This window comes from Cryobacterium sp. TMT1-62 (genome assembly GCF_004403145.1).
GTDB lineage: Bacteria > Actinomycetota > Actinomycetes > Actinomycetales > Microbacteriaceae > Cryobacterium > Cryobacterium sandaracinum.
In genome coordinates this window covers 71,350-97,737 of record NZ_SOGZ01000016.1, presented here as the reverse complement: position 1 = coordinate 97,737, position 26,388 = coordinate 71,350, and the positions used below count along the sequence as shown (strand labels likewise).

The following is a 26,388-nucleotide window of genomic DNA, read 5'->3' as shown; positions in this document are numbered from 1 at the left end:
CGGGCGGCCGGGGACCCGGCCCAGCGTTCACCCGGCGGCACCGGTCCGGAGACGGCCGAGCCCGGCTCGATTACGGCGCCCCGCCCGATGTCGGCGCCGCCGAGCAGTGCGCTGCGGGAGCCGACCGTGGCGCCGGCGCCGATCCGCACCGGCCCGATGCGCAGCACGTCGCCGTCGATCCAGTAGCCGGACAGGTCGGTCTCGGGTTCGATGGCTGCCCCGGCACCGATGTCCAGCATTCCGGTTACCGGCGGCAGGGAGTGCAGGTCGACGTCGGTGCCGATGCGGGCGCCGAGGGCCCTGGCGTAGTAGCTGATCCAGGGGGCACCGGCCAGGCTCACGGCATCCGAGAGCAGTGCCACCTGTTCGGCGAGCCAGAGGCGCAGGTGCACCGATCCGCCGCGCGGATAGTTGCCGGGCTCCACGCCGCGCAGCAGCAGCCGGGCGGCGACGACGGAGATGGCCATTTTGCCGGGCGGGGTGACGAAGAGCACGAACCCGAGCGCCACCCACCACCAGGAGATGGTGGGCGCGAAGGAGGCGCCTGACCAGCCCGCGAGCAGGTTGTTCGCCGCCGCGAGGTAGACCAGCCAACGCGCGCCGACCAGCACGTGCAGCGGCACGCCCAGCAGGGTGATGGCGAGGCGGCTGCGCCGGGGCACCGGCTGAACCTCCCGCACGATACTCGCCGCCGCGGGTGCGCGTCCGTCGAGCTCGTCGGCGAGGGAACCGATCCGGGGGTAGTCGTAGATGTCGGAGACTCGGGTGTCGGGGAACCGCTCGCGGACGGTCGACACGAACTGGGCCGCGGAGAGCGACCCGCCGCCGTGGGCGAAGAAGTCCGCGTCGGGGCCGTCGGCCGACACCCCGAGGATGGCGGCCCAGCCGGCGGCAAGCCACGCCGCCGTCGGCGAGAAGGCCTCCGCCTGCTCACCCCCGGTGGCGGGAAGGGGCCAGGGCAGGGCACCGCGGTCCACCTTGCCGGAGGTACGCGTGGGCAGCTCGTCGACGACGTGCACCAGCGGCACGAGCGCGGCCGGCAATTCTTCGCGCAGACGAATGTTGGCGGCCGCCCGGTCGAAGAGGGCCCCCTCCACCTGGGCCAGGTAGCCGACCAGGATCTGGTTGCCGGCCGGGGTTCTCTGCACGACCGCGGCCGCTCCGGCCACCCCCGGGAGCGCGCGCAGGGCCGCCTCGATCTCGCCGAGTTCGATACGCCGGCCGCCGAGCTTGACCTGGTCATCGGCCCGGCCGACGAACACGAGACCCTCGCGCTCGTAGCGCACCAGGTCGCCGCTGCGGTAGGCGCGGTGCCAGCCCAGCTCGGTATGCGGGGCGTACTTCTCGGTGTCCTTGCCGGCGTCGAGGTAGCGGGCCAGCCCGACCCCGCCGATAATGAGTTCCCCGGTCTCGCCGTGGGCCACCCGGGCACCGGCGGCGTCCACCACGGCAAGGTTCCAGCCGGCCAGAGGAAGCCCGATCCGCACCGGCCCGCGGCCGTCGAGCAGGGCGGCGCAGGCGACGACGGTGGCCTCGGTCGGGCCATACGTGTTCCAGACCTCCCGGCCGCGCACGGCGAGGCGCGAGGCGAGCTCGGGTGGGCAGGCTTCGCCGCCGAAGATCAGCAGCCGCACCCGCTCCAGCGATTCCTCCGGCCACAGGGCCGCGAGGGTCGGCACCGTCGACACCACGGTGATGCCGTGCTTGATCAACCACGGGCCCAGGTCGACCCCCGAGCGCACCAGGGAGCGGGGCGCCGAGACGAGGCAGGCACCGTTCCGCCAGGCCAGCCACATCTCCTCGCAGGAGGCGTCGAAGGCCACAGAAAGGCCGGCCAGCACCCGGTCCGCGGGACCGATCGGGTCCGACCGGAGGAACAGGTCGGCCTCCGCGTCGACGAACGCGGCGGCGGAGCGGTGGGCCACCGCCACCCCCTTGGGTACCCCGGTGGAGCCCGAGGTGAAGATCACCCAGGCATCGTCGTCGGGGGCCGGCATGGCGCCGATCGTGCCGGCGAGGGCCAGGTCGTCCCCGGGCGCCAGCATCCGTTCGGCGAACATCTCCGCGTCGATGCCGGTGCGCACCTCGAACACGCCGCCCGCCCCGATCACGCCCACGACCCGGGCCTCGCCGAAGACGAGCCGGGCGCGTTCCTCGGGGTCGTCGGCGTCGACGGGCACGTAGGAGGCGCCGACCAGGAGGGTCGCCAGAATGGAGAGATACAGTTCCCGGGTTCCCGACGGGATCCGGATGCCGACGGTGTCGCCGCGGCGCACCCCGCGGCGACTGAGCTGCTCCGCCTGCTCGGTGACCAGGCGCACCAGATCCCGGTAGTTGATCGCCCCGTCGACGTCTTCGAGGGCGAGCGCGCCCGGATGCCGACCGGCGGTCGCGAGCAGGATGTCGACCAGGGTGCGGGCCGGCGCCGCGCGGTGTCCGGCCTCGAGCACGTCCTGGCCGGGCTCAATCGGGGTCAGGGTCACGCAGGCTCCTCGTCCAGGTCGCGGTGCCAGCCACCGCGCGCCACCAGTTTAGAACCCGCAGGTAACAGGGAGGTGTCCGGTTACGATGACACCGGCGACGGGTGCCGCGACGCGTCAGATCAGACCATGGCGGCGGAAGGCGTTCCAGACGCCGTCGCCCTGCACGGTGGTGGTGACCTCGTCGGCGTAGGCCTTGACGGCATCCGAGGCGTTGCCCATGGCGATGCCGACCCCGCAGACCTGCAGCATCTCGATGTCGTTGCTGCTGTCACCGATGCCGAGGGCGGATGCCGCGTCGAGGCCGAGCCGGTCGAGGAGCCGCAGGATCGTGGAGCCCTTGTTCACACCATTCAGCGTCACCTCGCCGCTGCCGCGCCCCATGTGCGGGATGGTTCCGGTGATGACATGGAAGTCTCCGCTGAGCGCGTCCGACACCCGGTCGTACGCCCGGAGGTCGCCGGCGAGGAACACCGACTTCGCGATGCCCGTGAGGCTGAAGGGGCGCACATCGGCGAAGGCCTTCAGCGCCGGGTGTGCGACGGCACCGGTGACGGATGCCGTCGCATACCCGGCTCCCGCCTTCCGCTTTTCGCCGGACGCGTAGTAGTCCGCGAAGCGGTCATGCACGCCGGGGCTCGGAAACAGCTCGTCAAAGGACTGCAGGTAGAAGTCGTACCCTGACTCCTCATAGAAGCTGATCATGCGGGCCACGGCCGCTTCGGGCATCGTGCGTTCGATCACGAGCTCATCGCCGATCTCCGCGAACCCGCCGCCGGAGCTGATGAAACCGTCGAATCCGATGTCGCGGATCGCGGGGTAGATCTCCACGGACGCCCGTCCGGTGCTGAGGTACACCAGGTGCCCGTTGTGCCGGGCGGCGCGCACCGCGTCGATCGCCGACTCCGCGATCATCGAGCCGGTCTCCATGAGCGTGCCGTCGGCGTCGACGAACGCGATGCGGGGGGAAATCATGAGGCACTCCAGACGAGGTGGTCTCCGGGACGTGTGCATCATCGGAGACGACCGGAGTGTGGTGATCGTATACATCGACGCTAGCTGCTGAGGCGTGTACCGCGTGACCGGATAACATCGGCGAACCGGTCGACAGAACTGTCGCCTAGCCTGAAGGGGTCCGGATGATCGTCTGACCGACACCGTCAGGGCTGCGGGCCAACGACGCCAAACGGCGCTCAGCATGCCCGAACCAGAAATGAGAAATACCATGACCGTTTCGAACAAAGTCGCACTCGTCACCGGAGCCGGGCAGGGAATCGGACGCGGCATCGCACTCCGCCTCGCCCAGGACGGCTTCGACATCGCCGTCGCCGACCTCGACTTCCAGGCAGAAAAGGGGGCCGGTGTCGTCGCCGAAATCGAGGCTTTCGGGCGCAGGGCCGTCTTCGTCACCGCTGACGTCTCCAACCGCGATGATGTGTTCGCCGCCGTCGACACCGCGGCCGAGAAGCTCGGCGGATTCGACGTGATCGTCAACAACGCCGGCATCGCCCAGGTCACGCCCATGCTCGAGGTCACGGCGGACGATCTGGAGAAGATCTTCCGCATCAACGTGAACAGCGTCGTCTGGGGGATCCAGGCCGCGGTCGCGAAGCTCGACGAACTCGGCCACGCCGGCAAGATCATCAACGCCGCCTCCATCGCCGCCATCCAGGGCTTCCCCATCCTCGGCGCCTACTCGGCCTCGAAGTTCGCCGTCCGCGGCATCACTCAGGCTGCCGCCCAGGAGCTCGCACCTCGGGGCATCACGGTCAACGCCTACGCCCCCGGCATCGTCGGCACCGGCATGTGGGACCTGATCGACGAGAAGCTCAGCGCCATCAACGGCAAGCCGCTCGGCCAGAACCTCAAGGAAAACGTCGACGGCATCGCGCTCGGCCGCATCGAGACCCCGGAGGACGTCGCCAAGATCGTGTCGTTCTTCGCCGGCCCCGACTCCGACTACGTCACCGGCCAGGTCCTGCTCGTCGACGGCGGGATGCTCTACAACTAGGGCCTGGAGCGCCCCGGGGAACGACGCTCAGTGACACCCGGAGGCGAGGTTGGGAGCAATCCGGACCTCGCCATCCGTGCGCGGCCGCTGGGTGTCCCTGGAAGGATTCGAATCCCCAACCGGTTCCCGGCCGTCGCCCTATTTCTTCTTCTTCGACTCGCTGTCGTCACTCGTTCGTCTGTTCAGCCGCAACCGTCGGCCGATCGCGATGCCCTCTTGTACCTTGTCAGCGGCCTTGTCGCTCTTGCGGGTGTCCCGCGGCGGCAGCTGAAGTTCTTCTTCTGCGGCGATGCCCGCCTGCAGCTCACGGCCTTGTTCCAGCTCGGCGTCGAATTCGGCACCGAAGAGCAGGGCGAGGTTGGCTATCCACAGCCAGAGCAGGAACACCACGATGCCGGCCAGGGAATCATACGTGCGGTCGTAGTTGGGGAAAATAGTGACGTAGAGGCCGAACAGGAATGAGGAGATACCAGAGTGAGGAATGCGAGTAACGCACCCAGGCTGATCCATCGGAACTTGGGCTGCTGGGCGTTGGGGGTTGCCTAGTACAGGATTGCGATCCCGGCTGAACGCGCCGACGCACCCGGATGCCGACCACAGCGCCAACAGGATCCCGACGACGAGGGCGACGCCGACCGCCGGCGACGAGCTGAACTGCCCGAGCGGGGAACTGTGGGCAGGGCTGCGGTCGACGCTGCAGCGCTTTCACTGGGGATATCGCGAGGCCGGGTCTACGTCCCGATCAAGCGTTACCGGGACGGGACGGGGCTGCTGACGCAGCACATACCGCCAGGACGGCTTGGCGATCTCGCTCAGCGAGTCGGGTTTGCGGGAATCGTCGGGCGCCGGTGCTCGCTCGCTTTTTTCGCGCACGCTATTTCTGCCATGGGTGCTCTCCTCGGCTTCGCCAGCGATCGATTCGTGCGCGCATCCGTTGCGCCGCCGCTGAGTGAGTTCGATTAGCTTCATTGACTCCGGGAAGGAATTCAAACCAAATCTGCACATCAGGTCAATCACACTATTTCCGTGACGAAACGGGAAATTCCCCGACTTTAAAGGAGGAAGTCGACCGCTCCGTGGACACGTCGACACAAGGGCGATGTGCTGGTCGGTCGGCATCGACCGATGATTAGTGGTGCCCCTGGAGGGATTCGAACCCCCAACCGTTTCCTTAGGACGGAACTGCTCTTCCGTTGAGCTACAGAGGCTGGCTCCTGAAGTTTAGTGGTTGTCTGCCGGCGCCGCAGCGCACCGCTGCGACGCGCTTACGTCGGCGGGTACAGGAAGAGCGGAACCTCACTGGCCGACACGGTGCGCGTGTTGTACGCGTGACTGCCGTTCCAGTTGTATTCCTCGAGAATGACCGAGCCGTCGCTGTTGACCGACTGCACGTAGGCCACGTGGTTGTAGTTGAACCAGGCGACCGCGCCGACGACGGGAGTGTCGCCGGTGGCCCAGCCCTGGTCAGCCCAGGCGCTGGCCCAGTTGCTCGCGTTGCCGCCGCTGGGGGTGAGCTTGCTCCAGGTCCAGGTCCACGGGGAGCCGGTCGACCCGGCGTCGCGGTTGAGCCGATATGCCACGAAGTCCACGCATTCGCGGTAATAGTAGCCAAGCGGAGACAGCCCGCCGCCCTGGGTGTCGGTGGCCCGGTCGAACCACGGGTAGTCGTCGCCCTTGGCACGCACGCTGTATACAGCGAAGTCGGTGGCAGCCGATCGGGCTGCCTCGGCGGTCTGCTGGGCGGCCAGTGCGCGCTTGGCCTCGGCATCCCGCTGGGCGAGTTCCTCGCTCGTGGTCGCCGTGAAACCGTCGCGAGCGACGGTGATGGCTGCGGCGCCACTGTCCACCGTGACGCCCTGCGTGTCGGCAACCCGCGAAGTCGTCGCGGCGGTGTCGCTCGCACCGGGCGCGAACGCATAGGCCGGAAGGCCGGCGGTGAGGAACAGTCCCGGAATGGCCAGCAGGGTCACGGCGATTTTCATGGGCCGCCGGCGGCGCGACCGGGGCACCGGGCGGCTGACGGCCGGTGCGACCCGCGGGGAAGCGACCGGATTGAGCCGGTTGCTCCGCGCCGCGATCGATGCCTTTTCGAGGTCCAGAGCCTTGGTTTCCGCCACCGCAACCGCATCGGGAATGCGCACAGCCACCGGCACGTCCATGCGCACCGGAGTGTTCACGGTGGCGTCGGCTCGGGTCTCTGCCGCCTCACGCTGCGCACGCAGTTCGCGGCGCGAGAGCGGAAAAATCGGGGTCTCTGGCGAACCAGAAGTGCCGGGTACGCCGGGTTGGGGCAAAAGAAGATCCTCTAACGCACCGAGATCGAGGTTCGGTGCTCCTCAACCATAGGCGACGGCGATCGGGAAGTCACCTTCGGGCGTTACATCCCTGTTACATTCGCGGGTCAGGCGGCAGGAGCAAGGAATTCATCCCACTGCGGTAACGGCCGCTCAGCGCCGCGCACCACCCAGGTCGTGCCGACCGGCAATCCCGGGTGGAACAAGAGTTTCCAGCCCATCTCGGCCGGCGTCCGGTCGCTTTTAAGGTTGTTGCAGCGCAGGCAGCAGGCCACGAGGTTGTCCCAGGTGTCCCGACCTCCGCGCGACCGAGGCATTACGTGGTCGATCGTGCTGGCGGTCTTGCCGCAGTACCCGCAGCGATGCTCGTCCCGGCGCAAAACGCCGCGACGGCTGACCGGCACGGCCCTGGACCGAGGGATGCGCACGTAACGCGTGAGCAAGATGACGCTCGGTCGCTCCCAGGAACCGGAGGCGGCACAGATCGGATGCCCCTGGTCGGCCTGCACGATCGTTGCCTTGTGATTCATGACCAGCACGAGTGCTCGTTTGAAGGACACCACGGCAAGGGGCTCATACCCCGCATTGAGGACCAGTGTGCGCATGCGTTCCCTTTCGAAAAGGGCTGGACGGCTTCCAGCCATTCGAACTACGACAGTCAGTGAGAAGGAGCGAACAGGCAAACAAAAAGGGCGCCGTCACCATGACAACGCCCTACCGGCCACACGGCGTCCCTGACACGCGCAACTCAAGTTTGCTCGACTGCTCTGCCGCAGCGCGGAGCGGCAGCGCACATCCATGGTGTGGATCGTGCGCCGCTCGCGCATGGGCTCTCCCGAAAACTCGCAAAACATCAGAGCAACAGGTTAACCCACATTCGGCGCCACCGCGAAGTGCGGGACGCCGAATGTGCTAGGTGTTACGAAACATTCATCTGGCAGCCGGCCGGCTCGGATCTTCCGGCAGGCTCAGATGCCGAGCCGCACGATGTAGTACGAGCTGGTCCAGATCGGCTGCACGCGCACGGCCGCCCCCTCATACGGCGCATGCAGGATGTTGCCGTTGCCTGCATAGAACCCGTCGTGGCCGTCCATGATGACGAGGTCACCCGGCTGAGCCTCAGATTCGGGGATTCGGGTGCCCGCCGCCCCCTGCCCGGTCGAGGAATGCGGCAGCGAGATGCCGAACTGCGCGTAGACGTACATGATGAAACCGGAACAATCGAAGCCGGCCGGGGTGGCCCCGCCGTAGACATAGGGGACACCCTGGTAGCCGGCCGCGACACTGTAGACGGATGCCAGGTCGAAATTCGGGTATGCCGGGGCAGCCAGGTAGTCCGCCGACGACGGACCGGAATACGACGCGGCATAGGAGGTCATCGCGGCCGCGGCTTCCTGTCGGCGCCCCTCGGCTGCCGCTGCCTCGGACGCGGCAACGGCCGCCGCTGCTGCGGCCGCTGCCGCCGCCAGTTCCTCGGGGGTGGTGGCGGTGAACCCGTCGCGCGCGACGCTCACGGTATCGGCCGCGGCGGCGACCGCCACTGACTGCGCACCCGATTCGGTCAACTCGGCCGAGGCCGTTGACGCGTACTCCTTTTCGGTCGGCGCGAACGCATAGGCCGGGATGGCCATGGTCGCGACGAGGCCGCCGGCGAGAGTCATGAACACGATGTTCGCCACGGCGCCTCGGCGGCGTGACCGCCGGCCGGAACGGGGGCTGGCGGCCCGATAGTGGCTGAGCTCCGCGTGTTCATTGTCGTTGGTGATGGAAGCGCGGGTGATGGGAGGGCGGGTGATGGATCCGGTGGTGGCTACCGAGTTCGGGGCTCGACGGAAGATCTTCTTACCTAATGCGGCCAAAGTGATTACCTCCGACGCCTCGACAACACTAGGTAGTTGCCCCGTCCACTGCGCTCGTCGCGTGTGTAAGGAACGAATCAAGAGACGGGCAAGAAAGGCGTCTTGATCCGTGTCCGTCGACCGGAATCTGGACTGTGGACGACTCCAAGCTAACTGACGCTCATCCGTTTGTCACGCCGCAGGCTACTTTTTCTAACATATTGATAACAAAATTGTGGGGCGAGTGATCAATGGTGACGGGGCAGGCGGTGACCGCCGAATGGCTAGGCGACCGCTGCCGGCGTGGCGACGAAGATGTGGCCGGCGACCTCGTTGGGCAGTTCCAGTCCGTCCTCGAACCCATGCACCTGCACGAGCACATAGGAGCCCACGGCGGAGAAAACCCCCGTGGCCCCGGGGAGCACACCGGAGTTTTTCAGCTGGGCCAGGAGCTCGGGGTCGACCTGAACGGGTTCGCCCAGACGGCGCACCACGGCGGTGACCGGACCGGCAGATCCGGCGACCAGGTCGACGAGGCTCGTCACCCCGGCCATGAACGCGACGGCCGGCGAATCCCCCAGCTCATCGAGGCCGGGGATGGGGTTGCCATACGGAGACTCGGTCGGGTGATCGAGCATCTCCAGGATTTTGCGCTCCACCCGCTCACTCATCACATGCTCCCAGCGGCATGCTTCGTCGTGGACGAATTCCCATTCGAGCCCGATTACGTCGCTGAGCAGGCGTTCCGCAAGCCGATGTTTGCGCATCACATGCACGGCCTTGCTGCGTCCGTCGACGGTGAGCTCGAGGTGCCGGTCGCCGGAGACGACTACGAGGCCATCCCGTTCCATCCGGGCCACGGTCTGCGACACGGTCGGCCCGGAGTGCCCGAGGCGTTCCGAGATGCGTGCTCGGAGGGGAACGATGTGCTCCTCTTCGAGATCGAGAATCGTGCGGAGGTACATTTCGGTGGTGTCGATGAGATCCGTCATGCCCAGCGTTCCTCTCGGCTCGGTGCGTACTGCCCAACCTTATCGCCGCGAGAGCGGCCGTTAGAATCGCCCTATGTCGAACCTGATAATTCCCACGGAACTTCTGCCCGATGATGGACGATTTGGCTGCGGCCCGTCGAAAGTTCGAAAAGGACAACTCGAACACCTCTTAGAGTTCAGCGCGAGCGTGATGGGCACCTCCCATCGCCAGGCACCCGTCAAGAACTTGGTCGGTCGCGTGCGCACCGGCCTCGCGGACCTCCTTCGCGCCCCTGCCGGTTATGAAGTCATTATCGGCAACGGCGGGTCCACCGCGTTCTGGGACGCCGCCGCGTTCTCCCTTATTCTCCGCCGCAGCCAGAACCTCGTCTTCGGCGAGTTCGGCGGCAAGTTCGCCGCGGCCGCGGCCGCTCCGTTCCTCGAAGCGCCCGACGTGGTCAAGGCCCCGGCCGGATCGCGCAGCGAGTTCGTCGTGACCGAGGGTGTCGACGTCTACGCCTGGCCCCAGAACGAGACCTCGACCGGCGTCATGGCTCCGGTCACCCGCGTGGTTGCCGACCCCAACGCCCTGACGGTGATCGACGCCACCAGCGCGGCGGCCGGTATCGACTACGAGGCCGACCAGGCGGATGTCTACTACTTCGCGCCGCAGAAAAACCTCGCCTCCGACGGAGGCCTGTGGATGGCGCTCTTCTCCCCCGCCGCGATCGAGCGCGTCGAGCAGATCGCCGCGAGCGGGCGCTACATTCCCGAGTTCCTCAGCCTGAAGAACGCGATCGACAACTCGCGCCTCAACCAGACTCTGAACACTCCGGCCGTGGCCACGCTTCTTTTGATCGAGAACCAGCTCGACTGGATCAACGGAAGCGGCGGCCTGGCGTGGGCGTCCGCGCGCACCCTTGAATCGTCATCCGTTCTCTACGACTGGGCCGAGAGCGTGCCGTTCGCGACGCCGTATGTCACCGACCCGGAGCACCGGTCACAGGTGGTCGCGACGATCGACTTCGACGACGCGATCGATGCCGCCGCCATCGCCAAGACCCTGCGCGCCAACGGGATCTCCGACACCGAGCCCTACCGCAAGCTCGGCCGCAACCAGTTGCGGGTTGCCACCTTCACCGCGATCGAGCCCGGAGACGTGCGCCAGCTCGTCCGCTCGATCGAGTTCGTGGTGCAGAACCTGGGCAAGTAGGCCTCGACATGCGGCTCTGGCTGAGAGACAGTGAGCGTCGGCCAGACCCGCTGCCGGCTCGAACGAATTCCCGCAAGGCTTTCCTTGCGGGCTCCGCCGGCTGGCTAGTGGCGCTCGCGCTCGCGCTCGTCTTCCGGGACGAACTCGCCGCCGCCGGGGTGGGCTGGTGGCTCTGGGCTGCCCTCATCGGCCTCGGCCTCGGCCTGCTCGGGATTGCCTGGGTACGGTTCCGGCGCCGTTAGGGCCGCACCGAAGTCGATCCCGTCAAGCACATCTTCGCCGCGGTCTTCGTCGTCGTCTGACTCGTCGCCGTCGTCGCCGTCATCGTCGTCGTCGTCAGATTCGTCCTCGTCGTCAGATTCGTCGTCGTCGTCCGATTCGTCATCATCGCCCAACGCCTCGGCGTCGGCCACGGCCGCAGCCAGTTCCTGGGCCGTGCGGTAGTCGGCCAGGCGGTCAGACCACGGCACCCACTCCGGCGCGATCAGGGCGTCGTCGCCCGGCGTGAGCTCGGCTTCCAGAACCGACGGCTCGGAGCTCTTGTCCACCCGGGCGAGGGTGACCGTCCAACGCCAGCCCGGGTAGCCGGACAGGTTGCAGTCGAACAGCAGCGAGAGCACATGCTCGCCTTCGACAAGGTGGCCGAGGGGTTCGCCGATGCTGTCGGCCGGCGTGATCTCCAGCAGCGCGGTGCGCGCCTGGTCGACCGCGGACAGCAGGCGCTCGTCGGCAGCGGCCTCAGGCATCGAGTTCCTCCGCGACCTTGCGCAGCATGGCCGCGATCTTGTGGCTGTGGGTTTTGTCGGGGTAGCGGCCGCGACGCAGGCTCGCTCCGATGCCGTCGAGGAGTTTCACCAGGTCCTCGACAATGACGGCCATGTCGTCAGCCGGCTTGCGGCTGAGTTTGACCAGGCTCGGCGGTGCCTCGAGAACGCGAATGGACAGCGCCTGAGCGCCCCGCTTGCCGTCGGCGATGCCGAATTCAAGCTTCGTTCCTGCCTTGACCGTGACTCCGGCGGGCAGTGCAGAAGCGTGGAGAAAGACCTCGTGGCCGTCATCAGAGGTGATGAAGCCGAAACCTTTCTCCTCGTCGTAGAACTTGACCTTGCCGGTGGGCATCTGGACCTCGCTGGATTCCGGGCGCGCGGATTGCGCGCCAACCACCCCCAGCCTATTCGGTCGGACCGGTTCCCGCCCCGTATCCTTGAGTCTGTGACCAATCAAATTCCACCCGCCGCGAGCCGGCTCGAACGCATCCTTGCTTACATGGTTGCGGGTGTGGTGGGTCTGTCCATCCTCGCGTTCCTTGCCGTCATCCTCGGCACAGCGGCCGGGGCCGGGGCGGACAACGGTTTCGGCCAGGGGGTCTGGCCGGCGGTGCTTGCTTTGCCGCTGTTTGGATTGCCTCTCGGATTCGTGCTGATCATCGTCCTCATGGTGATGTCCGGCATGCGTCGCGCTCGTGAGGCACGACAGAATAAGGAGTAGCAATGCTCACACTCGCTTCGCGCCTTCGGGCGCTGGATGACGCAACGTTGCGTCGCACGATCGACATCCGCATGGTCTCGGCCACGGGCATCCGTGATTTCTTCGACCTGGCCGAGGCTCTCCTCGAACCAACCGCAATCCAACGGGTGCTGGCACGGCTCGATCGGGCCACCCTCGCCGTTCTCGCCGTCGCCGGTGAGCTCAGCCAGGGAACCGAGGTCGGCACGGCTGCCGCGCCGTCGCTGTTCGACCTCGCCGAGCGCCTGTCCGAACTGGCAGGTTCGCCCGTCGACGTGGCCGAGGTCGCCGGCCGTGCCGCCGAATTGGACTCCCTCATGCTCGCGCGCCTGACCGACGGGCGGTTCAGTTCCTACCCGGCGGTGGCCGCGCAACTGCTGACCTGGCCGGACCTGGGCCTGCCGACCGCGCTCGAGCTGGCTTCGACGCCAGCACCCGCGGCGCTGGCCAGTGTCGACACCACCGATACCCGCTTCACAGACCGTCTCGCGGCGGAGCGTGCCTTCGCCGCGGTGTCCTCCATCGCCGAACTGGTCACCGAGCTCGCCCGCGAGCCGGCCAGGGAGCTCAGCCGGGGCGGGCTCGGCCTGCCCGACACCAAGCGTCTGGCCGCCGTGATGGGGGTCGAACTCGAATTCGTGCCCTCCTTCGTCGCGACCGCGGCCCGAGCCGAACTCATCGCCCATTCCGACGGCTACTGGAATGAAACCGAAGCCGGCGAGGCCTGGCTGCTCGAGAGCACCGCCCGCCGCTGGGCAACCCTGGCCGACGCCTGGCATGCGGCCCTGCCGCCGGATGTGCGCGGGATACTCGCCCGCCGGCCCGGCGTGTCCTGGGGCGACGTGCTGCGCAGCTTCGTGGCCTGGCTCTACCCGGCCGGCGGCCAGTGGATGGACGACCGGGTCACCGAGTTCGCCGAGGACGCCGAACTGATCGGCATCACCGCCCACCAGACCACCAGCCCGGCCGGTGCATCGGTGCTGGCCGGTGACCTCGAGGCGGCCGTCGCCACCATGGCGGCCGCGCTGCCGGCGACCGGCGGCGCGGTGTACCTGCAGAACGACCTGTCGATCGTGTCCCCCGGACCGCTCGCCCCCTCGATCGACAGCCGCCTGCGGGGGCTCGCCGACGTGGAGAGCCGGGAACTCGCCCTGAGCTACCGCATCACCGCCAACTCCGTGAACCGCGCCCTGGCGGCCGGCGAAAGCGCGGAGTCACTGCTCGATTTCCTGCGCACGGTCTCCCTGACCGGCATCCCACAGCCCGTCGACTACTTGATCCGGGAATCCGCCGCCCGCTACGGGCGCGTGCGCGTCGGCCCGACGGACCCGATGGAGTCCCCGGCCCAGGCCTATGTCCAGTCCGACGACGCGGCCCTGCTGAGCACCATCGCCGTGGACCAGACGCTCGCCTCCCTCGGCCTTGTGCCTGCCGAGGGCAGCCGACTGACCAGCCGGTTCCCCTCCGACGTGGTCTTCTGGGCGCTCAGCGATGCGCGCTACCCCGTCGCCGCGGAGGACGCCACCCATGAGATCGTGCACCTGCGCCGCCACCAGCTCGCTCGGGTCGTGCCGGTGGACGCCCCGGATCCGGCCGTCACCCTGGTCGAGAGGCTGCGTGCCGCCGATGGCGGCGAGGGCCAGGCAGCGGATGCCTGGCTCGCCCGCCAGCTCGACCTGGCAATCAAGGCGAAGCAGACCGTCGTCGTCAGCATCGCCATGCCCGGCGGTGTGGTGGTCGACTATCTGCTCGAGCCGGCCAGTGTGGGCGGCGGGCGTTTCCGGGCCCGAGACCGTCGCGCCGACATCGAACGCACGCTGCCTCTGTCCAGCATTATCAGCATCACGCCGGCGCCGTAGGTGCGGGCCTTCACGCTGACCGGGCGTAGGATTAACGGCTATGTCTGATGGCCCTCTGATCGTCCAAAGTGACCGTACGGTTTTGCTCGAAGTCGCCCACCCTCTTGCCGAGGATGCGCGCCACGACCTGGCCGTGTTCGCCGAGTTGGAGCGTGCCCCCGAGCACATCCACACCTACCGCATCACCCGGCTGGGGCTGTGGAATGCCCGCGCCGCGGGGCACGACGCCTCCAACATGCTGGCCACGCTCGAAAAGTACTCGAAGTTCGCCATCCCGCAGACCGTCAGCGTGGACATCACCGAGACGGTCGGCCGGTATGGCCGGCTCATCATCGAACGTGACACCGAGGGTCAGCTCATCCTGCAGAGCAACGACCAGGCCGTGCTCACCGAGATCGCCGGGGCCCGGCGCATCGCGCCCCTCCTGATCGGGCATCCGTCGCCGGACTCGTTCCTGGTCGAGCCGTGGGCGCGCGGCCAGCTCAAACAGGAACTGGTGAAACTGGGCTGGCCGGCCGAGGACCTCGCCGGCTACACGCCGGGAACGCCGCATCCGATCGGTCTTTTGGAAGACGGTTGGGCGCTCCGGGACTACCAGAACAAGGCCGTCTCCAGCTTCTTCGACGGCGGCTCCGGCGTGGTCGTGCTGCCCTGCGGGGCCGGAAAGACGCTGGTCGGCGCCGGGGCCATGGCCACCGCCAAGACCAACACGCTCATCCTCGTCACCAACACGGTCTCCGCCCGTCAGTGGCGCGACGAACTGCAGAAGCGCACGACCCTCACCGCCGACGAGATCGGCGAGTACTCCGGGCAGGTCAAGGAGGTCAAGCCGGTCACGATCGCGACCTACCAGATCCTCACCGCCAAACGGAAGGGCGAATACGCGCACCTCGAGCTACTCGACGCCATGGACTGGGGCCTCGTCATCTACGACGAGGTGCACCTGCTGCCGGCCCCCGTGTTCAAGCTGACCGCGGAGTTGCAGGCCCGCCGCCGCCTCGGCCTCACCGCCACCCTGGTGCGCGAGGACGGCCGCGAGGGCGACGTATTCAGCCTGATCGGCCCGAAGCGGTTCGACGCGCCCTGGAAGGAGATCGAGGCCCAGGGCTTCATCTCCCCAGCCTCCTGCTTCGAGGTGCGCATCGACCTGCCCCAGTCCGAGCGACTCAGCTATGCCGCCGCCGCCGACGACGAGCGCTACCGGATGGCCGCGACCGCACCCGCGAAGCTCGACGTCGTCAAGCGCCTGGTAGCCAAGCACCCCGGAGAACGCATCCTCGTGATCGGACAGTACCTCGACCAGATCGACGAGCTCGCCGAGGCCCTGAATGCCCCCAAGCTCACCGGTGCGACCCCTGTCGACGAGCGCGAGCGCCTCTACCAGGCCTTCCGAGTCGGCGAGGAGAACCTGCTCGTGGTGTCAAAGGTCGCGAATTTCTCGGTCGACCTGCCGGAGGCCACCGTCGCCATCCAGGTTTCGGGTTCCTTCGGCTCACGCCAGGAGGAGGCGCAGCGCCTCGGCCGGCTTCTGCGGCCGAAGGAGTCCGGTCTGTCCGCGAACTTCTACACGCTGGTGGCCCGCGACACCGTCGACCAGGACTTCGCCCAGAACCGCCAGCGCTTCCTCGCCGAGCAGGGCTATAGCTACACGATCCTTGACTCGCAGAATCTGGACGCGCAGGTCGTCTCCGTCTGACCGGCGGTGAAACGGCCGGTCAGGCGGTCGGAGAGGAAGCCTTCCGGCGGGCATAGCGCAGGAACAGCATGTCCCCGGCGGTCAGCACGTGCAGCAGGGACATCTCCCGGGTGATGGCGGCGGGACCGGCGGAGATCCGTCCGGCCGGGCCGCCCTCGAGCACGGGGCTGACGGTGAGGCACAGCTCATCGACGCAGTCGGCGTCGATCAGCGCACCGAACAGGTTCGGCCCACCCTCGCAGAGTATCTGCGCCAGACCGCGCCGAGCCAGCTCCGCCCGCATCAGCCGCGGGTCCACGACGTCCTCCCCGCAGACCAGCACGTCCGCCACCTCTGCGAGCTCCGCGCGTCGCCGCAGCGGTGACGCCGCGTGCGTCACGACCAGCGGCCGCACGGCGGCGTCCGCGAACAGCGAGTGGCTCGGCTCGAGGTCCAGCCGTGAGGACACGATGGCGACGGGCAGCTGCGCCGGAAGTCCGTGCCGGACCCGCCACGCGGCATCCGCGGGGCCCTGACGGATGCCGACGTACCCCTCGGCGCGCACCGTGCCCGCACCGACCACGATCACGTCAGCGAGCATCCGAAGGGTATCGAAGACGAGCCTGTCGTCGGCGTTCCCGAGCCCGCCGCTCACACCCTCCCGGGTGGCGGCGCCGTCGAGGCTGGCGATAAAATTCACTCGAAGGTGCGGCAGAGTGCGGTCAGGCACCCGGTAACGGATGATCAGCTCGTCACGATCCAGCATCGTCAGACCAGGTTGTGGCGCACGTACGCCGGTTCGCGGAAGCCCAGGATCGCCTCGGTCATCCGCACGGCGTCGACCGCGGCGACGACGTTGTGCATCCGCACGATCCGGGCGCCCTGCAGGATGCTGTAGACGGCGGCGGCGAGCGATCCCGCGATCCGGTCGCCCCGCTCACGGTTCAGCGTCTCCCCGATGAAGTCCTTGTTCGAGACTGCGACCAGAGTGGGGTAGCCGAGGGCGGTGATCTCGCCGAGCCTCCGGGTCAGCTCGAGCGAGTGGTAGGTGTTCTTGTTCAGGTCGTGCCCGGGGTCGACGATGATGCGGGATGCCGGGACGCCGCGACTCCGGGCCAGCTCGATCCGTTCATCCAAGAAGGTTGCGACCTCGTGCACCACGTCGCCGTAGGTGGGCCCCGGCCACGGTGTGCGCGGCGGCGCGAGGCTGTGGGTGATCACCAGCGTCGCGTCGCTGTCCGCGACGACGTCAGCCATGGCCGGGTCGTGCACCCCGGTGGTGTCGTTGATCACGTGGGCGCCGGCGGCCAGGCTGGCGCGCGCCACGGCGGGATGAAAGGTGTCGACGGAGATGACGACGCCCGAGCCGCGCAGGGCCTCGACCACCGGGACGACCCGGTCGATCTCCTCCTCGATCGGAATGGACGGGCCGGGCGCGAATCTCGCCCCGCCGATGTCGACCCAGTCGGCGCCGTCCAGGATGGCGCGCCGGGCGGCCGTGACGGCCTCGTCAAGAGCGAAGGTCGCCCCCTTGTCGTAGAAGGAATCCGGCGTGCGGTTGACGATGGCCATCACGGCCACCTCACGGGAAAAATCGAACAGTCTCTCCCCGATCAGTCGCCGTGGATGGATCAGGTCGGGCAGCGCCGGGCCAAGTCGAGTGGTCGCGTTGTCCATGTCAGGTCCTTCAGTCGGGTGCTCCGGCGAGAAGTTCGTCCAGTTCAATGCTCTCATCCGCAAGCCGGGTCGTGTCGACCCGCACCTCCGTCCGGATGAAGCGCTGCACCGTCTCGTTGACGTCCCACACGTTGACGTTCATGCCGGCGACGACCCTGCCGTCCAACACCCAGAACGCAATGAATTCCCGCCTCGCCGGGTCACCGCGAAACACGACCTCCGCATCCCGGGCAAGTGCGCCGTACCCCGAGTATTCCATCCCGAGGTCGAACTGGTCGGTGTAGAAGTACGGGATCGCGTCGTAGCTGACCGCCTGGTCAAGCATCGAGCGGCCGGCCGCGGCGCCGGCCCGCTCGGCGTTGTCCCAGTGCTCGACGCGCAGATGGTGCCGCAGCACGGGGTGGAAGACCGTGGCGACGTCACCCACCGCGTAGACGTCCGGGTCGATGGACCGGAACGCCGCGTCGACGACGATGCCGTCGTCGACGGCCAGGCCCGCGTCCCGGGCCAGGTCCGTGTTCGGCACCGCGCCGATGCCGATGACGACGACATCGGCCGAAACGACCTCGCCGCCGGGGAGTCCCACTCCGGTGACCCTCCCCTGCGTCCCGATCAGTCGGTCGGCCTGAGTTTCCATCCGCAGATCCACCCCGTTCACGCGGTGCAGCTCCGCGAACACCGACCCGACCTCGTCGCCGATCACCGGGGCCAGCGGCACGCCGTCCCGCCCGAGCACCGTGACGGTGTTGCCGTAACCGCGGGCGGCCGCGGCGACTTCGAGACCGATCCAGCCGGCCCCGACGATCACGACCCGGCGGTTTCCCGGCTCCAGCTCGGCTCGGAGCGCCTGCGACTCGCCGACCGTGCGCAGATGGTACACCCCGGCCAGGTCTGCGCCCGGGCCGGGAAAGCGCCGTGACGACGCCCCCGTCGCGAGGAGCAATCTGTCGTAGCGCACGGATTTGCCCTCCCGCAGGGTCAGCTCGTGAGTGTCGAGCGCCAGCCCGGTCACCCGGGCACCCAGCCGCACGTCGATGCCCCGCTCGTCGTACCACGGTGCCGGGTGCACGTCGATCGTGTCCCGGGCGGCCCGCCCGGCCAGGTAGTCCTTGGAGAGGGGCGGCCGCACGTAGGGGTACTCAGTCTCCCCGGCCAGCAACACGATGCTCCCGTCGAACCCCTCGGAACGGATGGCCTCGGCCGCTCTGGCCCCGGCCAAGCCGGCCCCCACAATCGCAAAAGTCGGAACAGTCATTCTGGTCTCCCCACGCCGCGGCCGTCTGGTTTGATCACCAATCTACTCGCCAGCGCGCATACCGGGCATTTTCAGTGAACCTTCAGCTAACGCGCAGATAATAAACTCATGACTGACGGCCCACGCATCCTTATTGTCGACGACGAACCCAATATCCGGGATCTCCTCACCACCAGCCTGCGTTTCGCCGGATTCGCCGTGCGAGCCGTCGGAAACGGCGCGCAGGCGATCTCCGCCGTCCTCGAGGAAGAACCCGACCTCATCATCCTTGACGTCATGCTGCCGGACATGAACGGTTTCGGAGTGACCAAGCGCCTGCGGTCCGCCGGCTACACGGCCCCGATCCTCTTCCTCACGGCGAAGGACGACACCGAAGACAAGATCACCGGCCTGACGGTCGGCGGCGACGACTACGTCACCAAGCCGTTCAGTCTCGACGAGATTGTGGCCCGGATCAAGGCCATCCTGCGCCGGACCATGCAGGCCGACGAAGACGCGATCATCCGCGCCGGCGAACTCACCATGGACCAGGACACCCACGAGGTCCTGGTCGGCGACGCCCCCATCGAACTCAGTCCGACCGAGTTCAAGCTTCTGCGCTACCTCATGCTGAACCCGAATCGGGTCCTGTCGAAGGCTCAGATCCTGGACCATGTCTGGGAGTACGACTTCAACGGTGACGCCGGCATCGTCGAGTCCTACATTTCTTACCTCCGCCGCAAGGTGGACGCGCACTCGACCGAACCCCTCATCCAGACCAAGCGCGGCTTCGGCTACATGCTCAAGGCCGCCAAGGCGTAGACACAGGCTGCGCTCATACACTGGTTTCCTATGCATCAGTCACTTATGGAGCGGTGGAGCCGCATTTCCCTGCGTTCCAAAATCACGGGTGTCACGGTCCTGATGCTGACGCTCGGCCTGCTCGTCTCCGGCATCGGCACGATGGCCATGCTTCGCCAATACGTGGTCCAGCAGGTCGATTCGCAGCTGCAGATCGACGCCCAGTCCGCCTCGAACAGCTATTCGGCGGCGGCTCTCGGCCAGGGCACTACAGCCGTGGTCTCTTCGGACTACTACGTCGCCCTGTATGACGAGCACGGCAGCCTCGAGGACCACACCTGGCGGGATGTCCCCCGCAGTGAGCTGCCGATCCTGACCGCACCGCTCGACCTGCAGACCGTGATGGAGCTCGACGGCAAGACGATGACTCTGGTGGACTCGGCACACGACACCGAGTTCTTGGCGGTCGCCGTGCCGCTCGTGATCTCGCCTCAGGGAACCTTGGGCACGCTGGTCATGGCGGTCTCGTTGAGGCCGACCGAGAACACCATGGCCACCTACCTCACCATTTTCTTGGGGTTCGGGCTCGGGGTCGTGCTGGTGGGCGCCCTGCTCACCCGGCTGCTGGTGACCACCACCTTTGCACCGCTGCGAGAGGTGGAGCGCACGGCCGCGGCCATCGCCGATGGCGACTTCAGCCAGCGGCTCGGCGGCGCCACGCCCAACACCGAGGTCGGGCGCCTCAACCGATCGCTCAACACCATGCTGAGCCGCATCGACCGCCTGTTCAAGGACCGCGCCCGCACCATCGACCAGATGCGCCGCTTCGTCGGCGACGCCAGCCACGAGTTGCGCACTCCCCTCGTCTCGGTGCGCGGCTACGCCGAGCTCTACCGAATGGGTGCCTTGCAGGCCCCGGAAGAAATCGCACTGGCCATGGAGCGCATTGAGAAAGAAGCGATCCGCATGGGCGGCCTCGTCGAAGACCTGCTCGAGCTGGCCCGGCTCGACGAGACAAAGCCGCTTGCCCTCGCGCCGGTCGACCTGATGCCGCTCGCCCGTGACGCGGCCCTCGACGCCATGGCCTCCTCCCCCGGTCGCACCATCACCGTCGTCACGCCGATCCCCGCCGAGATCGAGGACAGCACCGAACGCCCCGCCATCGACCTCGCTCACTCAACGGGAGAAGTCCCCTCCGCTGCCGCACCAGGTTCGAAGCCCGACGAGCCGAACCAACCGGCGGGCGGATCCGTCTCTTTCGCCGGGGCAACCCTCGCGCGGCTGCGCACCCGCAAACCACGCAAAGCGGATGTTGCGCCGCCGGCTCCGGAACAGACTCCGGTGACCGAGCCCGGCACCGTGCAGGCCGTGGTGATGGCCGAGGAGAACAAGATCCGCCAGATCATCACGAACCTGATGGGCAACGCGCTACGCTTCAGCCCGACGGACAGCCCGGTCGAGCTCGAGGTCGCAGTCGACCGCCGAAACCAGCGCGCCTCCATCGCCGTCATCGACCATGGTGAGGGTATCCCGCCGCAGATCAGGGAGAAGATCTTCCAGCGCTTCTGGCGTGCGGACACCTCCCGTGCACGGGAGACCGGCGGCAGCGGGCTCGGCCTGGCGATCGTCGCCTCGATCGTCGCCAGCCACAACGGCACCGTCCAGGTCGTGGACACCCCCGGCGGCGGCGCAACGTTCCGGGTCTGGTTCCCACTGGCCTGTTCTCCGAGCGCGCCCCAGCGCGTCGCCCCCGTCATCACGTCGTAGCGCGTGCCGCGGCGTCAAACCCCCGCGGTTCCTCCCCCGCGGTCCGGGAGGATGATTTGCCATGGCACAACGGCAGCCAACGGGAACGGCTGCAGGCGGCTCCGTAGTCTGATCGGTATCTTCCCCTGCCGAAAGGACCCCCATGACCCGCTATCAGGTCGACAGCGAAGCAGTGCTCCACACCACCTCCGTGGCGCGCGCCACGATCGGGCGCATCCAGGGCGAGGTCGCCGGGCTCATCGCCCAGCTGACCGCGCTGGAGGGCTCGTGGACGGGCCAGGCCGCCACCGCGTTCCAGGCGGCGGTCTCGGACTGGCGTGCCACCCAACAGCAGGTGGCCCAGAGCGCGGAGGGATTGAATCTGGCCCTGAACCAAGCCGGCCAGCAGTACGCCGAGATCGAGCAGGCCAACGCGCGCCTCTTCCTGCGTTAGCCGCGACGGCCTGCGCATTGGCGACGCCTGTTTTGACGACATCTGTTTTGCCGACGCCTGTTTTAGCGAGGCCTGTTTTAGCGAGGCCTGTTTTAGCGAGGCCTGTTTTAGCGACGCCTGTTTTAGCGACGCCTGTTTTAGCGACGCCTGTTTTAGCGAGGACTGCATAAACGACACAGGGCGCCTCCCGGCGGAGGCGCCCTGTGTTGTGAAGCGGTGAAGCGGTGTGGACTTAGAAGTCCATTCCACCGCCCTGGTCGCCGGCCGGAGCAGCGTTCTTCTCCGGCTTGTCGGCGACTACGGCCTCGGTGGTGAGGAACAGTCCGGCGATCGACGCTGCGTTCAGCAGCGCGGAACGGGTGACCTTCACCGGGTCATTGATTCCGGCCGCGAGCATGTCGACGTACTCACCGGTCGCGGCGTTGAGGCCCCAACCGATCGGCAGGTTGCGCACCTTGTCGGCGACAACGCCCGGCTCCATGCCGGCGTTGAGGGCGATCTGCTTGAGTGGAGCGTCGATGGCAACCTTGACGATGTTCGCTCCCGTTGCCTCGTCGCCGACCAGCTCGAGCTTCTCGAACGCGGTCTTGCCGGCCTGGATCAGCGCAACGCCACCACCGGCGACGATGCCCTCTTCGACGGCAGCCTTCGCGTTGCGGACGGCATCCTCGATGCGGTGCTTGCGCTCCTTGAGCTCAACCTCCGTCGCGGCGCCGGCCTTGATGACTGCGACTCCGCCAGCGAGCTTGGCGAGACGCTCCTGGAGCTTCTCGCGGTCGTAGTCACTGTCGGTGTTTTCGATCTCGCTGCGGATCTGCTGGACACGTCCGGCGATGGCTTCGGGGTCTCCGGCGCCTTCGACGATGGTGGTCTCGTCCTTGGTGATGACGATCTTGCGCGCGTTGCCGAGGAGGTCAAGCGTGACGTTCTCGAGCTTGAGACCGACCTCTTCGCTGATGACCTGTCCACCGGTGAGGATGGCGATGTCCTGCAGCTGGGCCTTGCGACGGTCGCCGAAGCCGGGAGCCTTGACGGCGACCGACTTGAAGATTCCGCGGATCTTGTTCACCACGAGCGTGGCCAAGGCCTCGCCGTCGACGTCCTCGGCGATGATGAGGAGCTGCTTGCCGGTCTGGATGACCTTGTCCACGATGGGGAGCAGGTCCTTGATGTTGGAGACCTTGGAGTTGACGATCAGGATGTAGGGGTCTTCGAAGACCGCTTCCTGACGGTCGGGGTCGGTCACGAAGTAGGCGGACAGGAAGCCCTTGTCGAAGCGCATGCCCTCGGTGAGCTCGAGCTCGGTGCCGAGAGTGTTCGACTCCTCGACGGTGACAACACCCTCCTTGCCGACCTTGTCGATGGCCTCGGCGATGATGGCGCCGATTTCGGCGTCACCGGCGGAGATGGAAGCGGTGGCCGCGATCTCTTCCTTGGTCTCGACCTCTTTGGCGTTGGCGATGAGCTCAGCGATCACGGCGGCCGTGGCCTTCTCGATGCCACGCTTGAGGCTGATCGGGTCTGCTCCGGCCGCGACGTTGCGCAGGCCTTCACGAACGAGCGCCTGAGCCAGGACGGTGGCGGTGGTGGTTCCGTCGCCCGCGACGTCATCGGTCTTCTTGGCGACCTCCTTGACGAGCTCGGCACCGATCTTCTCGTACGGGTCGTCGAGTTCGATCTCCTTGGCGATGGACACGCCATCGTTGGTGATCGTGGGAGCGCCCCACTTCTTTTCCAGCACCACGTTACGTCCGCGCGGGCCGAGGGTGACCTTGACAGTGTCAGCGAGGATGTTCAGGCCACGCTCAAGGCCGCGACGGGCCTCTTCGTTGAAAGCAATGATCTTTGCCATATGTGTTTCTCGTCCCTCCCGGACGTTACCAAAACGGTGATGGGTTGGCACTCAAACAGAGAGAGTGCCAAGTAGATTCTGGCACTCTGGGGTCGAGAGTGCAAGTGAACGGCAAGGTGCCGCGGCCGCGGCTACGGCACCAGCACAACCGTGCCTCGGTCCGACGGCACCAGCTCGATCCAGGTGTTACCGGCGGCGAGACGAATCGTCACGCCGAAGTCATCGACGAGACGGATGGGGGCGGTCTGGTCGGCCTTGGACCAGACCGCATGCACGGACTTGCCGCCGGCCGACACCCAGGCTTCCCCCGAACCGATCATTGTCGTCGTGGGAACATCTCCGTAGGTGCCGTCGATCGCGACCCGCAGGACCAGGACGTTGGTCGCCCGCAGCTGCGCACCGGTGGCGTCGAGGTCAGGTGCGCCCTCCTGCGAGCGCAGGTAGGCAGCACCGGCCGCATCCCACGTCCAGCCGGGCCAACGGGCGGTGGAGAAGGTGGAGTTGATCGCCGCGACGGGCGCGCCGTCGACGGCCGCGGACGATCCCTGCACGGTCGCGGAGTAGGCAAATTGCTGGTTCGGCGGCGGCACGGTGGCGTTCCGCGCGACGAGCGCTGAGGCCTGGAGGATGACGTTGTGCGGGGCTTCCCGGTCATCCGAACGCGCGAAGAGGCCGGTGTCGTCGGTATCGAAAGCGGCGCTGACGACATCCGTCGCGTCCATCAGGTCGATGAATTTCTGTTGGCCGCCGGAATAAGCCGCGATTCCGCCGAAGGGCGCGATGATGTCCGGGTCCATGGGTCGGATCGATCGCACCGGCCCGACGAGTTCAGGCACGTCGGAATGCCAGACCGCGACATAACGGGTCAGCCCGCCCTCGACCAGTTCTTCGAAGACGATGTCGGCGCGCTCGAGAGAGAGCTGCGGCCTGGCCGCTTCGTGGTTGTCGATCTTCACCGAGAGGGCAGGGTTCTGGAGGCTCCCGGCCGGCACACTCGTGCCACGCAATGGGGCGACCGCCGGGTCTGCGGCCGACTCGAAGGTGGAGTTCCAGGGCGTGCTGGTCGAGCTTGCCGGCGGCTTCGGCGCGTCACTGGCGCATGCGGAGACCAGCAGAAGGGGCGGCAGAAGGACGACCCCGAGCATCCGGATGGACCGGATTCTCGGTGCCGCACTTCGTCGCTGCGCTTGAACCACTCTTTTCGTTGTCACGCCCCAAACCCTAACGCGGCTGCACTGCCGCGCACACATGCCTGGGAGCGACCCGACCCTGCGGTCGACCGCTGGAACATCCCCCGCTGGATCAGATCGGACGAACCGCTTCTGCCTGGGGCCCCTTTGCCCCTGTACCCAGTTCGAAGATGACGTGCTGTCCCTCTTCCAGAACCTTGTAGCCGTGCATGTCGATGGCCGAGTAGTGGACGAAGACGTCCTGGCCACCTCCATCGACGGTGATGAAGCCGAAACCCTTTTCAGCGTTGAACCATTTGACGGTTCCGTTCGCCATGTATAACTCCTTGTTGCTGTGAATTCGTCGACACGCGCCCGCTGGCCGTACCGGGCCTGGCGCAAGGATTGCGTCCATTGCATTCGACCGATGGAATACGTCTCCTGCGAGAACGCCCGGACAAACAAAATGAGGGACCAACGCCCAATTTACGGAAGCTCCGGAAGAACGAAAGGGGGTTGACGCGCGAGCGCCGGACGTATAGGCGACGGCTATTCGGCCGGCTCGTAGTCGGCGCCGACAACAACGGTCAGGTCCGCTGCGGAATCGGCGAAATCGCTTGAAAGCAGCACCTCCGAGCCGGGCAGTGACTCCGCGACTCCGCGGGCCGCTCCCTCCAGGGCCGCGTCGGCGTAGTAAACCGTCGTCGTCTGCACATCCTCCGTGCTCGCGTTGTCCAGCTCTTCGATCGTCCAGCCCTCCGCCTCGAGGAGATCGCCAACGGACCGGGCGATCCCCTCGCCGGCGGTCCCGTTTAAAACGGTCACGGTCGAGTCAGGGTCCACGGTCGCGGCCGGCGTCGGCACCGGCGCCGGCGCCGGAGTGTCACTCGGAGTGGCGCTCGGCTCGGCCGTGCTGTCAGCAGTCGTCGCCGTGCCCGGCAACTCGAAGTTCAGGTTGTTGTTCAGGACGGCCAGGCCGACGACTCCGATTCCGACCAGCAGCACGGTTGCGCCAAGAGACCACCACACTGCGACCCAGCCGCGCCCTTTCTTGCCGGGCGCGCGGTGGGCCCCCACCCGCTCCAGGAAGTGCGGGAAGTGGTCGAAGCGGTCTTTAGCGTAGGAATTCGGCATCGTGAGGCTGGTCAGATCCTTTGTAGTGGTGATGAGACACGGGAAGGGTGCAGGTCAGGGAGTCAATCGGTGGACTGTAGCGACCGGCGGCCCCTTGCCTGCGACCGGGCGTCGCGCAGCCGCTGCAGGCGTTTCACCAGCATCGGGTCGTGGGCCAGGGCCAGCGGCGAGTCGATCACAACCCCCAGTAGTTGATAGTACCGGGCGGCCGAGAGGCCGAACTCGGCCCGGATCGCCTGTTCCTTGGCGCCGGCATGCTTCCACCACTGCCGCTCGAAGGCGAGGATCAACCGGTCGCGCGCGGACAAGCCTGCCGGCGAGGAGGACTCCGAGGCAGGCTCCGCGGGAGTCGACGAGCCGGGAGCTCCGTCCACGTGCCACCTCCCTCGATCTCTGCAATCCTAATTGTCGATGCCTGCGTACTCGCTGGGCCGTTGGCCGTGCTGTCCAAGGTGGAAAATCCTGCCGGGCTCC

Annotated in this window: 27 protein-coding genes, 1 tRNA gene and 1 pseudogene; 10 read left to right on the top strand and 19 right to left on the bottom strand. The window is 67.2% G+C overall.

Translation table 11 applies throughout. The annotated features are described in order from the left end of the window. Positions 1 to 2,483: non-ribosomal peptide synthetase (locus E3T34_RS04155; protein WP_166785832.1), on the bottom strand; the 2,483-nt coding region annotated here is incomplete at its 3' end. 114 nt (positions 2,484 to 2,597) lie between these two features. Continuing rightward, positions 2,598 to 3,455, bottom strand: coding sequence for a Cof-type HAD-IIB family hydrolase (locus E3T34_RS04150; protein ID WP_166784707.1), 858 nt, complete (start codon positions 3,453 to 3,455; stop codon positions 2,598 to 2,600). Between the two features lie 250 nt (positions 3,456 to 3,705). On the opposite strand from E3T34_RS04150, the gene E3T34_RS04145 reads away from it, so the two are divergent. Further along, entirely contained in the window at positions 3,706 to 4,491 is a 786-nt protein-coding gene (locus tag E3T34_RS04145) for an acetoin reductase (protein ID WP_104100116.1), read from the top strand. Positions 4,492 to 4,629: 138 nt separating this feature from the next. Here the strand turns inward: E3T34_RS04145 and E3T34_RS04140 are convergent, their stop codons facing one another. The 7 genes from E3T34_RS04140 to E3T34_RS04115 form a co-directional block, all read right to left on the bottom strand. Then, on the bottom strand, positions 4,630 to 5,001 hold the full coding sequence (locus tag E3T34_RS04140; protein ID WP_370327183.1) for a YihY/virulence factor BrkB family protein: 372 nt from the start codon (positions 4,999 to 5,001) through the stop codon (positions 4,630 to 4,632). Positions 5,002 to 5,196: 195 nt separating this feature from the next. Beyond that, positions 5,197 to 5,508 (bottom strand): hypothetical protein, encoded by a 312-nt coding sequence (locus E3T34_RS16360; RefSeq protein ID WP_241977334.1) that lies wholly within the window; start codon positions 5,506 to 5,508, stop codon positions 5,197 to 5,199. Between the two features lie 116 nt (positions 5,509 to 5,624). Further along, a tRNA-Arg gene (locus E3T34_RS04135) sits at positions 5,625 to 5,699 on the bottom strand. A 57-nt stretch (positions 5,700 to 5,756) separates the two neighbouring features. After that, a complete protein-coding gene (locus tag E3T34_RS04130) occupies positions 5,757 to 6,785 on the bottom strand; it encodes a CHAP domain-containing protein (RefSeq protein WP_166785831.1) in 1,029 nt (342 codons plus the stop codon). 107 nt (positions 6,786 to 6,892) lie between these two features. Beyond that, entirely contained in the window at positions 6,893 to 7,390 is a 498-nt protein-coding gene (locus tag E3T34_RS04125) for an HNH endonuclease (protein ID WP_104100118.1), read from the bottom strand. A gap of 363 nt (positions 7,391 to 7,753) precedes the next feature. After that, positions 7,754 to 8,644, bottom strand: coding sequence for a C40 family peptidase (locus E3T34_RS16130; RefSeq protein WP_241976819.1), 891 nt, complete (start codon positions 8,642 to 8,644; stop codon positions 7,754 to 7,756). Between the two features lie 263 nt (positions 8,645 to 8,907). After that, on the bottom strand, positions 8,908 to 9,615 hold the full coding sequence (locus tag E3T34_RS04115) for a metal-dependent transcriptional regulator (protein ID WP_134342244.1): 708 nt from the start codon (positions 9,613 to 9,615) through the stop codon (positions 8,908 to 8,910). Between the two features lie 73 nt (positions 9,616 to 9,688). Between E3T34_RS04115 and serC the strand changes: the two genes are divergently transcribed. After that, entirely contained in the window at positions 9,689 to 10,807 is a 1,119-nt protein-coding gene (gene serC, locus E3T34_RS04110) for a phosphoserine transaminase (RefSeq protein ID WP_104100120.1), read from the top strand. Between the two features lie 8 nt (positions 10,808 to 10,815). Further along, a pseudogene (locus E3T34_RS16040) lies at positions 10,816 to 10,986 on the top strand (DUF2530 domain-containing protein); the annotation flags it as partial. On the opposite strand, the gene E3T34_RS04105 reads toward E3T34_RS16040, so the two are convergent. Beyond that, positions 10,912 to 11,553, bottom strand: coding sequence for a DUF3027 domain-containing protein (locus E3T34_RS04105; RefSeq protein WP_134342243.1), 642 nt, complete (start codon positions 11,551 to 11,553; stop codon positions 10,912 to 10,914). The pseudogene E3T34_RS16040 and the gene E3T34_RS04105 overlap by 75 nt on opposite strands. Then, the gene (locus tag E3T34_RS04100) at positions 11,546 to 11,926 is read right to left on the bottom strand and encodes a cold-shock protein (RefSeq protein WP_134342242.1); all 381 of its coding nucleotides are present in this window, start codon (positions 11,924 to 11,926) and stop codon (positions 11,546 to 11,548) included. The genes E3T34_RS04105 and E3T34_RS04100 overlap by 8 nt, the downstream gene beginning before the upstream one ends. Positions 11,927 to 12,019: 93 nt before the next feature. On the opposite strand from E3T34_RS04100, the gene E3T34_RS04095 reads away from it, so the two are divergent. Genes E3T34_RS04095 through E3T34_RS04085 form a run of 3 tightly spaced genes read left to right on the top strand, consistent with a single transcriptional unit; the run spans position 12,020 to position 15,868 of the window. Then, complete coding sequence (locus E3T34_RS04095; RefSeq protein ID WP_134342241.1) at positions 12,020 to 12,295, top strand: hypothetical protein; 276 nt, start codon at positions 12,020 to 12,022, stop codon at positions 12,293 to 12,295. Positions 12,296 to 12,297: 2 nt separating this feature from the next. Then, entirely contained in the window at positions 12,298 to 14,172 is a 1,875-nt protein-coding gene (locus E3T34_RS04090) for a helicase-associated domain-containing protein (RefSeq protein ID WP_134342240.1), read from the top strand. Between the two features lie 40 nt (positions 14,173 to 14,212). Then, positions 14,213 to 15,868: a DNA repair helicase XPB gene (locus E3T34_RS04085; protein ID WP_104100124.1), complete on the top strand. Its 1,656-nt coding sequence runs from the start codon at positions 14,213 to 14,215 to the stop codon at positions 15,866 to 15,868. 19 nt (positions 15,869 to 15,887) lie between these two features. Here E3T34_RS04085 and E3T34_RS04080 read toward each other — a convergent pair whose 3' ends face one another. Genes E3T34_RS04080 through E3T34_RS04070 form a run of 3 tightly spaced genes read right to left on the bottom strand, consistent with a single transcriptional unit; the run spans position 15,888 to position 18,779 of the window. After that, a complete protein-coding gene (locus E3T34_RS04080) occupies positions 15,888 to 16,613 on the bottom strand; it encodes a pyrimidine reductase family protein (RefSeq protein WP_104100125.1) in 726 nt (241 codons plus the stop codon). A 2-nt stretch (positions 16,614 to 16,615) separates the two neighbouring features. After that, a complete protein-coding gene (gene folP, locus E3T34_RS04075; RefSeq protein ID WP_134342239.1) occupies positions 16,616 to 17,524 on the bottom strand; it encodes a dihydropteroate synthase in 909 nt (302 codons plus the stop codon). 10 nt (positions 17,525 to 17,534) lie between these two features. After that, positions 17,535 to 18,779, bottom strand: coding sequence for an NAD(P)/FAD-dependent oxidoreductase (locus tag E3T34_RS04070; RefSeq protein WP_104100127.1), 1,245 nt, complete (start codon positions 18,777 to 18,779; stop codon positions 17,535 to 17,537). A 108-nt stretch (positions 18,780 to 18,887) separates the two neighbouring features. On the opposite strand from E3T34_RS04070, the gene E3T34_RS04065 reads away from it, so the two are divergent. The 4 genes from E3T34_RS04065 to E3T34_RS16875 all read left to right on the top strand — a co-directional run bounded on the left by E3T34_RS04065 (position 18,888) and on the right by E3T34_RS16875 (position 21,979). Next, positions 18,888 to 19,580 carry a response regulator transcription factor gene (locus E3T34_RS04065; protein ID WP_104100128.1) on the top strand — a complete coding sequence of 231 codons (693 nt, stop codon included), beginning with the start codon at positions 18,888 to 18,890 and terminating at the stop codon, positions 19,578 to 19,580. 30 nt (positions 19,581 to 19,610) lie between these two features. Beyond that, the gene (locus E3T34_RS04060) at positions 19,611 to 21,326 is read left to right on the top strand and encodes a cell wall metabolism sensor histidine kinase WalK (protein ID WP_134342238.1); all 1,716 of its coding nucleotides are present in this window, start codon (positions 19,611 to 19,613) and stop codon (positions 21,324 to 21,326) included. A 142-nt stretch (positions 21,327 to 21,468) separates the two neighbouring features. After that, the gene (locus E3T34_RS04055) at positions 21,469 to 21,759 is read left to right on the top strand and encodes a WXG100 family type VII secretion target (protein WP_104100130.1); all 291 of its coding nucleotides are present in this window, start codon (positions 21,469 to 21,471) and stop codon (positions 21,757 to 21,759) included. 10 nt (positions 21,760 to 21,769) lie between these two features. Next, complete coding sequence (locus E3T34_RS16875; protein ID WP_134342250.1) at positions 21,770 to 21,979, top strand: pentapeptide repeat-containing protein; 210 nt, start codon at positions 21,770 to 21,772, stop codon at positions 21,977 to 21,979. A 12-nt stretch (positions 21,980 to 21,991) separates the two neighbouring features. Here the strand turns inward: E3T34_RS16875 and groL are convergent, their stop codons facing one another. The 5 genes from groL to E3T34_RS04025 all read right to left on the bottom strand — a co-directional run bounded on the left by groL (position 21,992) and on the right by E3T34_RS04025 (position 26,288). Then, the gene (gene groL, locus E3T34_RS04045) at positions 21,992 to 23,611 is read right to left on the bottom strand and encodes a chaperonin GroEL (RefSeq protein ID WP_104100131.1); all 1,620 of its coding nucleotides are present in this window, start codon (positions 23,609 to 23,611) and stop codon (positions 21,992 to 21,994) included. Positions 23,612 to 23,742: 131 nt separating this feature from the next. Continuing rightward, the gene (locus E3T34_RS04040) at positions 23,743 to 24,822 is read right to left on the bottom strand and encodes a DUF3048 domain-containing protein (protein WP_166785830.1); all 1,080 of its coding nucleotides are present in this window, start codon (positions 24,820 to 24,822) and stop codon (positions 23,743 to 23,745) included. Positions 24,823 to 24,913: 91 nt separating this feature from the next. Beyond that, a complete protein-coding gene (locus E3T34_RS04035) occupies positions 24,914 to 25,117 on the bottom strand; it encodes a cold-shock protein (RefSeq protein WP_104100133.1) in 204 nt (67 codons plus the stop codon). Between the two features lie 212 nt (positions 25,118 to 25,329). Beyond that, the gene (locus tag E3T34_RS04030) at positions 25,330 to 25,914 is read right to left on the bottom strand and encodes a LytR C-terminal domain-containing protein (RefSeq protein WP_134342236.1); all 585 of its coding nucleotides are present in this window, start codon (positions 25,912 to 25,914) and stop codon (positions 25,330 to 25,332) included. Between the two features lie 62 nt (positions 25,915 to 25,976). Next, a complete protein-coding gene (locus E3T34_RS04025) occupies positions 25,977 to 26,288 on the bottom strand; it encodes a DUF3263 domain-containing protein (RefSeq protein ID WP_134342235.1) in 312 nt (103 codons plus the stop codon). Positions 26,289 to 26,388 lie beyond the last annotated feature (100 nt).

Bases quoted from the DNA above. Each gene is read 5' to 3' on its own strand.
- E3T34_RS04065 (WP_104100128.1), top strand. From the start codon at position 18,888: ATGACTGACGGCCCACGCATCCTTATTGTCGACGACGAACCCAATATC.
- E3T34_RS04140 (WP_370327183.1), bottom strand. From the start codon at position 5,001: ATGGATCAGCCTGGGTGCGTTACTCGCATTCCTCACTCTGGTATCTCC.
- E3T34_RS04060 (WP_134342238.1), top strand. From the start codon at position 19,611: ATGCATCAGTCACTTATGGAGCGGTGGAGCCGCATTTCCCTGCGTTCC.
- E3T34_RS04105 (WP_134342243.1), bottom strand. From the start codon at position 11,553: ATGCCTGAGGCCGCTGCCGACGAGCGCCTGCTGTCCGCGGTCGACCAG.
- serC (WP_104100120.1), top strand. From the start codon at position 9,689: ATGTCGAACCTGATAATTCCCACGGAACTTCTGCCCGATGATGGACGA.
- E3T34_RS04055 (WP_104100130.1), top strand. From the start codon at position 21,469: ATGACCCGCTATCAGGTCGACAGCGAAGCAGTGCTCCACACCACCTCC.
- folP (WP_134342239.1), bottom strand. From the start codon at position 17,524: ATGGACAACGCGACCACTCGACTTGGCCCGGCGCTGCCCGACCTGATC.
- E3T34_RS04085 (WP_104100124.1), top strand. From the start codon at position 14,213: ATGTCTGATGGCCCTCTGATCGTCCAAAGTGACCGTACGGTTTTGCTC.
- E3T34_RS04145 (WP_104100116.1), top strand. From the start codon at position 3,706: ATGACCGTTTCGAACAAAGTCGCACTCGTCACCGGAGCCGGGCAGGGA.
- E3T34_RS04125 (WP_104100118.1), bottom strand. From the start codon at position 7,390: ATGCGCACACTGGTCCTCAATGCGGGGTATGAGCCCCTTGCCGTGGTG.
- E3T34_RS04080 (WP_104100125.1), bottom strand. From the start codon at position 16,613: ATGCTGGATCGTGACGAGCTGATCATCCGTTACCGGGTGCCTGACCGC.
- E3T34_RS04115 (WP_134342244.1), bottom strand. From the start codon at position 9,615: ATGACGGATCTCATCGACACCACCGAAATGTACCTCCGCACGATTCTC.
- E3T34_RS04030 (WP_134342236.1), bottom strand. From the start codon at position 25,914: ATGCCGAATTCCTACGCTAAAGACCGCTTCGACCACTTCCCGCACTTC.
- E3T34_RS04070 (WP_104100127.1), bottom strand. From the start codon at position 18,779: ATGACTGTTCCGACTTTTGCGATTGTGGGGGCCGGCTTGGCCGGGGCC.
- E3T34_RS04150 (WP_166784707.1), bottom strand. From the start codon at position 3,455: ATGATTTCCCCCCGCATCGCGTTCGTCGACGCCGACGGCACGCTCATG.
- E3T34_RS04090 (WP_134342240.1), top strand. From the start codon at position 12,298: ATGCTCACACTCGCTTCGCGCCTTCGGGCGCTGGATGACGCAACGTTG.
- E3T34_RS04100 (WP_134342242.1), bottom strand. From the start codon at position 11,926: ATGCCCACCGGCAAGGTCAAGTTCTACGACGAGGAGAAAGGTTTCGGC.
- E3T34_RS04035 (WP_104100133.1), bottom strand. From the start codon at position 25,117: ATGGCGAACGGAACCGTCAAATGGTTCAACGCTGAAAAGGGTTTCGGC.
- groL (WP_104100131.1), bottom strand. From the start codon at position 23,611: ATGGCAAAGATCATTGCTTTCAACGAAGAGGCCCGTCGCGGCCTTGAG.